Annotated in this window: 9 protein-coding genes, 1 tRNA gene and 2 pseudogenes; 6 read left to right on the plus strand and 6 right to left on the minus strand. The window is 69.3% G+C overall.

From position 1 onward, the window contains the following. From ACGFYV_RS36010 to ACGFYV_RS36025, 4 genes and pseudogenes are all read left to right on the plus strand, one after another. Window positions 1-236: pseudogene (locus tag ACGFYV_RS36010) on the plus strand (RNA helicase); the annotation flags it as partial. Between the two features lie 167 nt (window positions 237-403). Next, window positions 404-3526, plus strand: a complete 3123-nt coding sequence (locus ACGFYV_RS36015; RefSeq protein WP_393882767.1) for an FG-GAP repeat domain-containing protein — start codon at window positions 404-406, stop codon at window positions 3524-3526. A gap of 95 nt (window positions 3527-3621) precedes the next feature. Further along, window positions 3622-5169: an amino acid permease gene (locus tag ACGFYV_RS36020; RefSeq protein ID WP_393882768.1), complete on the plus strand. Its 1548-nt coding sequence runs from the start codon at window positions 3622-3624 to the stop codon at window positions 5167-5169. A 96-nt stretch (window positions 5170-5265) separates the two neighbouring features. Continuing rightward, a tRNA-Lys gene (locus tag ACGFYV_RS36025) sits at window positions 5266-5338 on the plus strand. Between the two features lie 259 nt (window positions 5339-5597). Here ACGFYV_RS36025 and arsM read toward each other — a convergent pair. The 5 genes and pseudogenes from arsM to ACGFYV_RS36050 all read right to left on the minus strand — a co-directional run. After that, window positions 5598-6323 (minus strand): annotated as a pseudogene (gene arsM, locus ACGFYV_RS36030) (arsenite methyltransferase); the annotation flags it as partial. 878 nt (window positions 6324-7201) lie between these two features. After that, window positions 7202-7789, minus strand: coding sequence for a class IV adenylate cyclase (locus ACGFYV_RS36035; RefSeq protein WP_393882769.1), 588 nt, complete (start codon window positions 7787-7789; stop codon window positions 7202-7204). Between the two features lie 11 nt (window positions 7790-7800). Continuing rightward, entirely contained in the window at window positions 7801-8463 is a 663-nt protein-coding gene (locus ACGFYV_RS36040; protein ID WP_393882770.1) for an SAM-dependent methyltransferase, read from the minus strand. Between the two features lie 551 nt (window positions 8464-9014). Beyond that, a complete protein-coding gene (locus tag ACGFYV_RS36045; RefSeq protein ID WP_393882771.1) occupies window positions 9015-9917 on the minus strand; it encodes a radical SAM protein in 903 nt (300 codons plus the stop codon). 105 nt (window positions 9918-10022) lie between these two features. Further along, window positions 10023-10715, minus strand: a complete 693-nt coding sequence (locus ACGFYV_RS36050; protein WP_393882772.1) for an HAD family hydrolase — start codon at window positions 10713-10715, stop codon at window positions 10023-10025. A 97-nt stretch (window positions 10716-10812) separates the two neighbouring features. On the opposite strand from ACGFYV_RS36050, the gene ACGFYV_RS36055 reads away from it, so the two are divergent. Both ACGFYV_RS36055 and ACGFYV_RS36060 read left to right on the plus strand, forming a co-directional pair. Then, a complete protein-coding gene (locus ACGFYV_RS36055) occupies window positions 10813-11586 on the plus strand; it encodes a helix-turn-helix domain-containing protein (RefSeq protein WP_393882773.1) in 774 nt (257 codons plus the stop codon). After that, window positions 11573-12040: an NUDIX hydrolase gene (locus tag ACGFYV_RS36060; RefSeq protein ID WP_393882774.1), complete on the plus strand. Its 468-nt coding sequence runs from the start codon at window positions 11573-11575 to the stop codon at window positions 12038-12040. Before ACGFYV_RS36055 ends, ACGFYV_RS36060 begins: the two co-directional genes overlap by 14 nt. On the opposite strand, the gene ACGFYV_RS36065 is transcribed toward ACGFYV_RS36060, so the two are convergent. Further along, window positions 12028-12558, minus strand: a complete 531-nt coding sequence (locus tag ACGFYV_RS36065) for an HD domain-containing protein (RefSeq protein ID WP_393882775.1) — start codon at window positions 12556-12558, stop codon at window positions 12028-12030. The two genes, ACGFYV_RS36060 and ACGFYV_RS36065, sit on opposite strands and share 13 nt — an antisense overlap. Between the last annotated feature and the right edge of the window lie 106 nt (window positions 12559-12664).

The following is a 12664-nucleotide window of genomic DNA, read 5'->3' on the forward strand; positions in this document are numbered from 1 at the left end:
CCCGTGGTGGCTTCGAGCGCCGCGATGACCGCGGTGACCGTGGCGGCTTCCGCCGTGACGAGCGCGGCGGCCACCGTGGCAGCGACCGCCCGTTCAACCGCGACCGCCGCGACGACCGTCCGGGCTTCCGCTCCGGCGGCCACGAGCGCCCCTTCGGCCGCCGTGACGACCACCGGGGCGGCAACAGCTCCTTCGGCCGCCGCGACGACAAGCCGCGCTGGAAGCGCAACGGCTGACGCTGACGGACAGTAGGCGAGAGCGCCGTGGATCCACTCGTGACCGGGTGGGCCACGGCGCTTTCGTGTGTAGGATCAGCGCACTTCGGAGAGGGATGTGACGGCCGGGGGGCCGGGGCCATCGCACAGCGATGAGACACCCTCTCTCGTTCATGGGGAGGGGCGCCTTGGCTCGCCACGGCTTCGTACGCACTCATCTGGTCGCCGCCTGCGCCGCACTCGCGGCCGGCCTCGGCACGCTGCTGCCGCCGGGGGTGGCCGCCGCGCAGGAGGCGCCGCAGGAAACGGTGGTACCGGCGACACTCCGCAACGCCCACATCTCGGCCACGCTGTTCAGCGGCGCGACCTACAGTGAGCACGACGGCGCCGGGGCGCAAGGCGTCTTCCACCGGCTGGAGGGGCAGTCCGGGCTGGTCTGGACGCGGTATGCGGACGGGCGGTCCGTACCCGTGGCCCAGCCGGAGGGGGTCCTCGGCACCTGGGCCACGAGCGATGACGTCCTCGTGTACCGCTACAGCGGCGGTCGGGTCGATCTGTGGAACGCGACCGACGGGACGACCCGCACGATCCAGGTCCCGTCGGACCAGGGCCTGTTCACCGCGTACGGCGATCTGGCGGTCGGCTACCACAACGTGACGGGCGCGGACGGCAGCAACAGCAGGGAGATGCACCTGCTGTTCCCGGAGGCTGACGGCACCACGCGTGACGTGCCGGTCGGCGGGCTGCCCGAGGGCGTCCACCTGCTCAGCCCGATGGGCGGGGACGCCACCGGGATGTTGTTCAGCGCCGTACAGGGCCAGCAGCGGCTGTGGGTGATGGTCGACCGGAAGACGGGACAGGCACAGAGCTGGACCGCGCCGGACTCGCATGTCTACCTCGATGCCCGGGTCACCTCCGGCCACGTGGTCCTGTTCAACATCTCCGACGCCACGGTCAGGGTGCTCGACCGGTCGGACCTGTCGGCCCCCGCCACTCAGGTCACGCTGGGGGGCAGCGGCGTGAATCCCGCCCAGGACCTCGCCGTGGTCGGGGACTGGCTGGTCCACCGGCCCAGCGGCGGTACGAGGGTGACCGCGCAGCCGATCGCGGGTGGCCCGGGGGTGACCGTTCTCCCCGCGTCGAACGCGGGCATCTCTGCCGCCCGGGGCGGCACCGCGGTGGCCATCGGCCGTACCGGCACGGACGACTGGGGGATCCAGCGGATCCAGCCCGGTCCCGACGGCGGCGCCCCGGTCGTCACCCAGGTCAAGCCGCTGCCGAAGCCGCCGTACCGGATCCAGGGGATCTCCCTGGACCAGGGGCGGCTGGTCGTCACGGACTACGGGGGCAGCTACGGAGACAGCGGTGGCCGGGTCAGCCGGGTGCGGACCGTCGCCCCGGCCGGCACCCCCGAGTTCGGCGAGTCCTCCCCGTTCCTCGACCCGAGTGTCGTCGTCGGGCACTGCGCGTCCGTCGACATCGCCTGCGCGTCGCTGCACGGCACCCCCGACGGCCAGATCGCCTGGCTGGAGCGCGGCACGTCGGGGTACTCCGACCGGATCAGGGTCATGGGTACGGCCCCGCGCCATCCGTTCTGGGAGCGGGGGGTGACCGACGGCGGCCGGATCACGGACGTCTCCGGCCACTACGTCCTCTACACGGGCCAGACCCACCAGTACGTCTACCGGATCGGTAATGCCGGTATCGCGACCGTCAGCCGCACCCCGAGCGCCGCCGCCCTGTCCGGCGACCTTCTGTGGACCCCGGCCGCGTCCCCCGGCACCCTCACGGCGTACAACCTGTCGACGAAGGCGACCACCGAGACCGTCACCACCGACGCCGGCTGCACACCGTCCGAACTGCAGGCGCTGGGCCGCTGGATCTACTGGGCCTGTGACGGGCGGGCGGGGGTCTACGACCGCACGTCGAAGAGGTCCGTGCCCGTCCCCGCCGACGAGGCCGGACTCGGCGACGGCTACGTCGTCACGCACGACAAGCAGGCCGGCGAGCTGGTCCTCACCGCCTTCCCCGACGGCACCCCCGTGAGCCGGGTGATCGGCGAGCTGCCCGACACCGGCGTCTCCCAGCGGGACGTCCGCTGGACGGTGGACGAGTCCGGCGGCAACGTCGCGTACGTCGACGACCAGGAGCGCGTCCACCTCGTACCGTCGGGAGTGCCGCAGCAGCCGCTGCGCCTGCTCGCACCGGTCGAGAAGGTGTCGTACGTCGAGGGGCACGAGGTCGACACCACGCCCGGCACCCTGGCCACCGTGCTGCTGTCGAAGCCGTCCTCGGGCTGGGACCTGACCGTCCGCAACCGCGCGACCGGCAAGGTCTACGACGACGGTCGTGACGGCGGGTCGGCGCGGGGCGAGCTGACCGTCGGATGGCACGGTGACGACCCGACGAAGACCGGGGACGTGTTCGTGCCGAACGGCACCTACGACTGGACCCTGACCGTCACGCCCGCGGACGGCGTCGGCGCTCCGCTGCAGGTGCGCGGCTCGGTCCAGTTGCAGCACGGCGGCCCGGTGCGCCACGACCACGTGGGCTCCGGCGGACCGCCGGACGGCACCGCCGACCTGCTCACGCTCAACCCCTCGGGCACGCTGACCTTCCAGCAGGGCACGGGCAAGGGCACGTTCTCCGGGAAGGTTTCCGGGGGCGGCTGGTCGACCAAGGCGCTGGCGGTGCCGTTCGGCGACCTGGACGGCGACCGCTGCAACGACGTGCTGGTGCGCATGTCCGACGGCTCGCTGCGCGGCTACCGGGTCGCGTGCGGTCTGGCCCCGAAGCCCTCGATGGCGTACAAGAAGCTCGGCACCGGCTGGAACGCCTACAACGTGCTCACCTCGCCCGGCGACCTCACCGGTGACGGGCGGGCCGATCTGCTGGCGCGCAAGGCGTCGACCGGGGACGTGTACCTCTTCGCCGCGAAGAGCGACGGCACGCTCGCGGCCGGGAAGAAGATCCGTTCCGCGTGGACGGGCTACACGAAGGTCGTCGGTGCCGGGGACCTGAACGGGGACGGGAGGGGTGACGTCCTGGCCCGGGACAAGGCAGGGACGCTCTGGCGCTACAACGGCACGGGCACCGGCCTGCTGAAGGACCGCGTGAAGGTCGCCTCCAACTGGGGCGCGTCGTACAACGCGGTCGTCGGCGTCGGGGACATCACCGGGGACGGCCGGAGCGACCTGGTCGTGCGGGACACGTCCGGCAACCTGTACCGCCAGAGCGGCGACGGCAAGGGGTCGTTCGCGGCCCGGGTGAAGATCGCGACGGGCTGGCAGCCCTACAAGGGCCTCTTCTGACACCCTCCCCGACCGCCCCTCCCCGCTCCCCGACCACCCCGTTTTGGCCATTCTGTGATGCATGTCACGCCCCCGGCAGGGGAATTGCTGGGGGCATGACAGATGACGCGAGAGTGCGTGGGGCCACCGCGCTGTCGGACGAGGAACGGCTGGCCCAGCTCGGTTACACCCAGGTCCTCGCCCGCCGCATGTCGGCGTTCTCCAACTACGCCGTCTCCTTCACGATCATCTCGGTCCTGTCCGGCTGCCTGACCCTCTACCTCTTCGGGATGAACACCGGCGGTCCCGCCGTGATCACCTGGGGCTGGGTCGGGGTCGGCCTGATGACGCTGTTCGTCGGCCTGTCGATGGCCGAGATCTGCTCGGCGTACCCGACGTCGGCGGGCCTGTACTTCTGGGCGCACCGGCTCGCGCCGCCCCGTTCGGCGGCGGCGTGGGCCTGGTTCACGGGCTGGTTCAACGTGCTCGGCCAGGTCGCGGTGACCGCGGGCATCGACTTCGGCGCCGCGTCCTTCCTGGGCGCCTACCTGAACCTGCAGTTCGACTTCGAGGTGACCCCGGCCCGCACGGTCCTCCTCTTCGCCGCGATCCTTCTCCTGCACGGCCTGCTGAACACCTTCGGCGTCCGCATCGTCGCGCTCCTCAACAGCGTGAGCGTGTGGTGGCACGTGCTGGGCGTGGCCGTGATCGTCGGCGCGCTGGCCCTCGTACCGGACCACCACCAGTCGGCCTCCTTCGTGTTCACCCACTTCGTGAACAACACGGGCTGGGGCAGCGGCGTGTACGTCGTACTGCTCGGCCTCCTGATGGCCCAGTACACCTTCACGGGCTACGACGCCTCGGCCCACATGACGGAGGAGACGCACGACGCGTCGACGGCGGGCCCGCAGGGCATCGTCCGCTCCATCTGGACCTCCTGGATCGCCGGCTTCGTCCTCCTGCTGGGCTTCACGTTCGCGATCCAGTCGTACGACAAGGAGCTGGCCTCCCCGACCGGCGCGCCCCCGGCGCAGATCCTCCTGGACGCCCTCGGCGCCACGGCCGGCAAGCTCCTCCTGCTCGTCGTCATCGGCGCCCAGCTCTTCTGCGGGATGGCCTCCGTGACGGCCAACAGCCGCATGATCTACGCCTTTTCCCGCGACGGCGCGCTGCCCTACTCGCACATCTGGCACACGGTCAGCCCGCGCACCCGCACCCCGGTCGCCGCGGTGTGGCTGGCCGCGGCGGGCGCGCTGGTCCTGGGCCTGCCCTACCTGATCAACGTGACGGCGTACGCGGCGGTGACGTCGATCGCCGTGATCGGCCTGTACATCGCGTACGTCGTCCCGACCCTGCTGCGGGTCCGCAAGGGCGACGCGTTCGAGCGCGGCCCGTGGCATCTGGGCCGCTGGTCCCGGCTGATCGGGATCGTGTCGGTGACCTGGGTCGGTGTGATCACGATCCTGTTCATGCTCCCCCAGGTCTCCCCGCTCACCTGGGAGACCTTCAACTACGCCCCGGTCGCCGTCCTGGTCGTCCTGGGCTTCGCCGCGACATGGTGGCTGGCCTCGGCCCGCCACTGGTTCCTCAACCCCGACCACACCCGCACAACCACCCGCGAGACCGCCTCCCACCCGGCCCCCACCACCCCACCGACCCCCTGACCCGCCCCGCCCGGCACCCCCCGACGCGGCCGCATCACCGATACCCGATCGGAGACGCGGCCACGTCCGGCTATGCTCGGACAGGCAACATCGCCTGGGCCCTTAGCTCAATTGGCAGAGCAGTGGACTTTTAATCCATTGGTTGTGGGTTCGAGTCCCACAGGGCCTACGGATGGCAGGCGGGGGATATGGCCCCTGACCTGCGGTGCAGCGCCTGAGACGACTTCGGTCGGCTCAGGCGCTGCCTCGTTTTCGGCGGCTTGCGTGAGCGGATGTGCTCAGCTCTGGCAGCCGCAGCCCGACGCGCTCTTGGCTTCCGTGACGGTCAGGGCGGGGTCGGCTGAGGTTTCGGACGAAGTGCAGCAGGTGTTGACGCCGCAGCAGGCGCCGTCCGCCTTCCTTGCCTCGGAGGCCGCGTCCGAAGGGGTGGGCTTGGTGGCGCGGACGATGGCGGAGTGCATGCCGTCCGCGACGGAGTGGGTCGGGGTGATCTCGACGTCCGCGAATCCGGCGGCCTCCAGGCCCGCCTGGTACTCGGAGAAAGACAGGGCGCCGACGATGCAGCCGACGTAGTCGCCGCGTTCGGCGCGCTGTTCGGGTGTGAGCGCGTCGTCGGCGACGACGTCCGAGACGCCGATACGGCCGCCGGGCCGGAGGACCCGGAAGGTCTCCGCGAAGACGGCGGGCTTGTCGACGGACAGGTTGATCACGCAGTTGGAGATGACGACGTCGATGGTGTTCGCCGGGAGCGGGATGGCCTCGATGGTGCCCTTCAGGAACTCGACGTTCCTGGCGCCTGCCTTCTCGGCGTTGGCCAGGGCCAGGGCCAGCATCTCCTCGGTCATGTCCAGTCCGTACGCCTTACCGGTCGGGCCGACGCGGCGGGCGGAGAGCAGGACGTCGATGCCGCCGCCGGAGCCCAGGTCGAGGACGCGTTCGCCTTCGCGGAGTTCGGCGACGGCGGTGGGGTTGCCGCAGCCGAGGGAGGCGGCGACCGCTTCGGCGGGCAGGGCGTCGCGTTCGTCGGCGGCGTAGAGGGTGGAGCCGAAGTTCTCGTCGACCTCGACGGGCTGCGGCCCGCAACAGGCGGTGCCGCCTTCGGTGACCTTGACGGCTGCGGCGGCATACCGCTCGCGGACGGTTTCACGCCCGTCGCGAGTCGTTCTCGGAAGCCGCGGACCGTGGAAGCGTCAGGCCACGCCGATTGGAGACGAAGAAGCCTCGGCCGAAGTGTCAGTTCATATTTACAGCGCGCGTGGAAGCTGGCGTCGCAGATGACAGCGCCCATGTGGGTCCACCCACCTGGCGGGTGGAACGGGCCGTCGCCGAGGACAGACCGAACGTGTGCAGCGAGCCGCTGAGCGGGGCTGAGCAGGGCCATGGGCCTATGTTGGCTCGTCGGTCCGAGAATCGGGGCGGGAACAAACACGAATGTTCCGGGGTAGGGCATGGCGGCGCTGGTGGCGAACGTCGCCTCCTTGGCACCATGCGTCGCGGCTCGTAAGGTCGAGTCGGCTCCCAGGAGCCTCCCCGGTGGAGCTGGCCGCCGCTTACACGCTGGGATACCACTGGAAACCCGCCCTGGCCACGGGGCTGGTGCCGCGGGGGAACGGCAGGCTCTTCCGAGACCAGGGCGGGGGCTCAACTGCGTCGCAGGAACCTGCTCTGGCCGCGGTGCCTGCCGGTACGTCGGGCCGAGGGCGGTCCCGCGACCGTGGCTGCGGGAGAGGGATCAGAGGAAGCCGGTTCGTCCCTGCTGAGCAGCGACTCCCAGACGCGCGCTTGGAGTTCGCGGATGCAGGGCCCGCAGGCGTACATGGGAGCCTGAGCGCCGGCGACGCTCGCGGGGCCGATCCACAGCACGCGTGTCCAGCGTCGGCCGCAGTAGAGCCAGCAGAACCCGTCGACCCATTCGTTGCCGTCGTCCGTGGCTGCTGGGGCGGGTAGCCCGCCCCGGGCGAATTCCGCGATCCCAGGTATCACCCTGTGCTGTAAGGCGATTTCCGTCAGCATGGTTCGTCGGCTTCCTCGATCAGGATCCCTGGGCCACCGGGGAGGCACTCTCCTGCTTCTCGCCGTCGGAGAACAGCAGGGTGGGCTCGGCGAGGATGTCGCGGCCGGCCTCGCTCTTGTAGATCTCGTCGACGCTGCCGAACCGGGCCTGGGAGTAGTCGAGCCCCAGAAGATCGGCGGCCTGGCGAACGGACGCCTCGTCGGGCCCCTCGATCTCCAGGAACGTGGGGAGGTCGGGCCAGGTGTCGAAGTCGAAGGCGACCTCCCCCAGGCGCCACTCCTCGCGATAGGTCTCCTGGTAGCGGACCTCGGTGAGGCCGACCCGGCGGAGGATGTCGGCCATGGCGTGCAGGTCGGCGACCTCGGTCTCGATCTCCTTGGTGCCGTCGATCGTCGTGGCGTCGGTGACCTGCTTGAGCGTGAGCGTCGAGCGGGTGCCCTCGTCCCGCAGGCGGAGCCACGCCCCGCCGTCGAGGGAGTCGTTCTCGAAGATCTTGCGGGTGAGGAGGGTGCGGGGGAGCGCCTGGACGGCACCGAGGGCAGCCAGCTTGGCCTGCAGGCCGGCGACGTCGACGGCCAGGAACTTCGCCTCGTACTCGTGCTTCATGGATCCTTCTCTCAGGGACGGTCGGTGAGGGTGGACGAACGGGCCGCCAGGAGCAGACCCATGCGATGGATGTGGTCGTGTGGCTGGCCGATGTGAGGCCGCTCGGTGAACTCGTTCGTGCGCAGGGTGAGCAGCACGTCCCAGTCCCCGAGGAAGTGACGGTGCAGGCGCTCCGGAGAGGTGTAGTGCTCCACCAAGTGATGGCGCTTTTCCACGGGCATCATGAACTCCGCACCGAACACACCGCCCGGGCGGACCAGGCGCTGCATGCGGTCGACGAAATCGGCGAGAGGGCGGTGGTGGTTGGCACTGTAGTGCCACGAGCAGCTCGTCCAGACCGCCTCGCACGGCACGTCCAGAGGTTCCCCCGCGAGGAAGTCCTCCTCGATCACCTGCACACGGTCGTGGAGTTCTTCCAGCTTGAGCCGGTCGATCAATCCCATGGCGTGCACCTGGCTGTCACCCGGGAGGCGTACCTCACCTCCGTGCACGGCGAGCGCGTCGCGTTCGATGGCCACTACGCGGTACCCGGCGGCGGCCAGGGGCAGGACGAACTTGCCGTCGCTCGCACCGACGACCGCGACGGTGGAGTCAGGAGCAACACGTTCCCCCAGGGTCGCGAGGAACTGAGGGAAGAAGGTGAGGGTGTGCTCCCACAAGCTCTGTGTCTGCATGGGAGGGCGCTCCTTGCGTATCGGTGGCGGTGATCACGCGGAGGACTTGTTCGGGGGTGAGCCCCGTGGTGTCGATACGTCGCATCGGGAACGAGGCGTAGGCATCCGCCACTTGGTTCGTGACGGTCTCCGTCAGCGCGTCCCATCGCGATATCGGCTTGTCCCGGGCTGCGAGGCGGCGCTGGCGTTCGTCGTCAGCGCAGACGAGGTAGTACGTGACGGGAGTCGGCAGCCAGGCCGGCAGAGTGACGCCGATTCGGGCGCCCAAGGCTCGGTGGCTGGTGAGGCACCGGGCGAAATAGCTCTCCACGACAACCGGAACGCCGCTTCTGAGGTGGCGCTGGATCTCTTCGGCTGCCGTGAACAGTGCGGAGAGGTAGAGGCACATCCGAGCTTCGACGTTCGTCCGCCTGTCCACCTCGCGCCTGAGGGGCTGGTAGAAGGCAGGCACGGTGGGCACAAGCACGGCTTGACGGGCAGCGGCGAGCATCGGAGCGATGGTCGACTTCCCAGTGCCCCGTAAGCCTTCCAGGCTCTCGAATCGCGGCTGATCAGGCACGGGCGTACACCACGTCCGGCACGGAGAGCGTGAGCTCGTCGGTGGCGGAGGGCCTGTGGACGATGCGGTTCGCGGCCTTCTCGTACCAGAACGCGTGGGAGTCCTTGCCCACTGCCTTGCACGACATGGTGAGCGCACCGCGCGGGTCGGCCTCGATCCGGTCGATGTCGCGGGGCCCGCCGGACGGAGCGCAGATCTCTGGCGCGCCGGACTCGGAGAGGTCCTCGTCGACGATCACTTCAAGCGGCAGCCTGGTCTTCGCGAGCTCTTCGCGGAGCCGGCCGTAGGCGGTCGTGTCTGTGACCAGCAGCTCGGGGTGGTCAGCGGCATTGCCTACCGGCCGCAGGTGGTGGAGCTTCAGCTGCCGGACGCCGAGCTGCCCGAGGATGCTGGTGAGAGGGAGGACCTCGCCGATGTTCTGAGAGGTCACGGTCATGGTCGCGCCCGTCGGGACACCGAGGTCCCTTGCCAGGCCGAGTGAGCTTAGGGCGCTCTGGTAGCTGCCGCGCTTGCGGATGCCGTCGTTGGTCGAGCCGACACCCTCCAGGGAGACCCGGAGCAGGTCCAGGTGCGGAGCGATCTCGGTCAGGCGGCGCTCGATCCGGTATCCGTTGGTGCAGATCTCGACGCGCTGACCCAGTTCCTGCTTGGCGTGCCGGACGACCTGCGGCAGCTCCCGGTAGACGAACGGTTCCCCGCCGAGGAGGGTGACGGCCTCCGTGCCGTACTCGTCTCGCATCAGGGAGAGAAGACTGGCGGCTTCCTCGGCGGTGAACGCGTCGGCGTACTGAAGCCGCTTGCCGTGGAAGCAGTGCAGGCACGTGAAGTTGCAGCGATACAGCAGCTGCAGATATAGCATCCGGATCTTCCTGATCCCGGTGACTTCCCCGATCACATGGGCTCCTTCGGCTGACTGCCTGGTGGGAACCCCGATGGTGGCGGTCTGCCAGGGGACCTCGTCACCGCGTTCGGGGACGGTCCAAGGACGTCCTGGGACGTTTTACGTGCCCGAGAAGGACTCCAGGATGCCGAGAACACGCCTGGTGTCCGACAGGTCGGGCAGGATCTCGTGGGCGCCGGCAGCGGCCAGCTCCCCGGCACTGTGGACACCAGAGGCGACCGCAAGGATCGCGGAACCAGTGGCCAAGGCGGCTTCCACGTCGCGGGGGGTGTCTCCCACCAGGACGACGGGCACATCGGCCGGAACGCCACGGAGCTGCTGTATGCGTTCGCGCGCGACCGCGACAAGTTCGGGACGGAGCTCAGCGTCCGCTCCGTAGGCGCCAGCAGGCAAATCCAACAGCGAGTCGAGGCCGAAAGCGGAAAGCTTCACGTGAGCGTTGGCGGCGATGTTGCCGGTCAGCACAGAGGAGACCCAACTACTTCGCGCGGCAGCGGCCTTCAACACCTCGTGAACCCCTGGCAAAGCCGTCCCCCGCAGGCGCAGAGCATCAAGGCGGTCATGCCCTGATCGCGCAAGCGCGGCCTCGATGACGGACCACTCGGGTACAGGTAGCCCGTCGCGAAGGAACATGTCGCGCATGATGAGTCGATCCGTGCGCCCCTCGGTACGCGCTGGCGCCGACGGTTCGCGTCCCGCGAGTGACGAGAAGGCGGCAGCGTAGATCTCCTTGCTGACCCCCGCGTTCTCGATGAGGGTGTGGTCGATGTCCCACAGGACGATGAGCTCCATGGCGCCAGGGTAGGCAGTCGGTTCGATGCTCTGCTTCCGTGGCGGCGTCCCAAAACGTCCTTGCGCGATCACGCACCGGGCCGCTTCCATGGCTCCTGTGAACGACCGACTGCACTCTGTGCTCGCGCAGCGCGGCGTCTCGCCCGAATCGCTCGCGGAAGTCTGCGAGGTGGACCCCAAGACGGTGAGCCGGTGGCTGGGAGGGCGCGTTCCACACGCACGGCATCGCTTCCGCGCCGCCCGCCACCTGCGCGTGGAAGAGACTTTCCTGTGGCCGGTGCCGCCTCGACGGTCCGGCCGACCGCGTGACGGGTTAGGCACCGAACTGGTCGGTACCTATCAGAACCGTGCCAGCGTGCCGCGGGACGTCTGGCTCTCGCTGCTGCGAGAGGCCCGGCACGAGATCAGCGTCCTCGTCTTCTCCGGCACGTTCTTCGCGCAGTCCAATCCGCACGTAGCCAAGATGCTCTCCGAGCGCGCGGCGGAGGGGGTCCGTGTGCGCCTGTGCTTCGGCGACCCGGACGGTCAGGCAGTCGCGATCCGAGGCCGCGAAGAGGGAATCGGCGACACCCTTGCCGCCAAGATCCGAGCATCACTGACGTACTACCGGCCCCTGCTGGGCGAAGCTGGGTGCGCCGTACGCCTCCACGACACCACGCTCTACACGTCCATGTTCCGCTACGACGACAACCTTCTGGTCAACCCCCACATCTGGGGGCAGCCGGCCAGCGCCAACCCCCTGCTCCACCTCAAGAGGACAGAGGGGACTGGGTGGTTCGACAGCTACGCTCAGAGCTTCGATGCCGTCTGGGCCGCCGCGCGGCCGTGGACACCCGACCACGAGAGGACCACCGCCCATGGGCAGGACTGAGTACTACAACGACCCGGTCGCCCCGAAGGCAAACACCCTCATCCCGGCCAGCAACCTGCTCGTCGTCGACGACACCGGAGCCATCCTCCTCCAGCGCCGCCGCGACACTGGCCAGTGGGCACTACCCGGCGGTGCACAGGACATCGGCGAGACCGCGGCAGAGTGCGCGGTACGAGAGTGCCTGGAAGAGACCGGCATCGTCGCCGAGATCACCGGCTTCCTGGGCGTCTACACCAACCCCAACCACATCGTCGCCTACAGCGACGGAGAGATCCGCCAGCAGTACGAGAACACGTACATCGGCCGTCCCATCGGCGGAACTCCCACGATCAACGACGAGGCCGACGGGGTGCGCTTCGTCCAGCCGGCCGACCTCGACCAGTACGACATCCACCCAAGCATGCGCCAGCAGATCGGGGACTACCTGGCCGGGACCTATCCCTACCTCGGCTGAGCCGCCAGCGCCGCCTCGATCCTCTGCACAGAGGAGAGGATCTCCGGCGCCGCGCGGCGGATGAACCGGCCGACCACACTGTCCGCGCCATAGCGACTGATGATCTCCGCGATCCGCTCCTGCGCACTGGTCCGGCCGCCGTCGGGCGTCGTCGTCATGTCGCAGTACACGAGAGCGTCCACCAGCAGCGCATCGTCCAGCAACGGAAACTCCGACGCCAACTCGTCCCGCAACCCCCGCTCCTCGGCCTCCAGCAGGGCGAAAGAGTGGTTCGCGACCAGCCGCACCAGCCGCTCGTCGGCCCCATGCTCGTCGCGAAGGAACCTTGCCCCGTCCAACGGGTGGAACCCGGTCACGGCCAGCCGAGGTGCGTACCCGACGTCGTGGAGCGTGGCGGCAGCGACGAGAAGGTCGCCGGCTTCCCCGAGAAGCCGCTGAACTTCGGTGGCACGCTCGGCCACCCCTCGCGTATGGGCCCACCTCCGTGGAAGCTCAGCAGCAAGTTCGGATTCCGCCACCTGCGTCGCCCACTTACTGATCGTTTCAGAATGAGTTGCGCTGCGGGTCTTGTGCTCGACGATCTTGGTCGGCAGGGTGTCCGGAGTGCGTGCTGATCTTGTTCCT

This window comes from Streptomyces sp. NPDC048297 (assembly GCF_043201585.1).
GTDB lineage: Bacteria > Actinomycetota > Actinomycetes > Streptomycetales > Streptomycetaceae > Streptomyces.

Bases quoted from the DNA above. Each gene is read 5' to 3' on its own strand.
- ACGFYV_RS36035 (WP_393882769.1), bottom strand. From the start codon at position 7,789: ATGAAGCACGAGTACGAGGCGAAGTTCCTGGCCGTCGACGTCGCCGGC.
- ACGFYV_RS36060 (WP_393882774.1), top strand. From the start codon at position 11,573: ATGGGCAGGACTGAGTACTACAACGACCCGGTCGCCCCGAAGGCAAAC.
- ACGFYV_RS36040 (WP_393882770.1), bottom strand. From the start codon at position 8,463: ATGCAGACACAGAGCTTGTGGGAGCACACCCTCACCTTCTTCCCTCAG.
- ACGFYV_RS36020 (WP_393882768.1), top strand. From the start codon at position 3,622: ATGACAGATGACGCGAGAGTGCGTGGGGCCACCGCGCTGTCGGACGAG.
- ACGFYV_RS36050 (WP_393882772.1), bottom strand. From the start codon at position 10,715: ATGGAGCTCATCGTCCTGTGGGACATCGACCACACCCTCATCGAGAAC.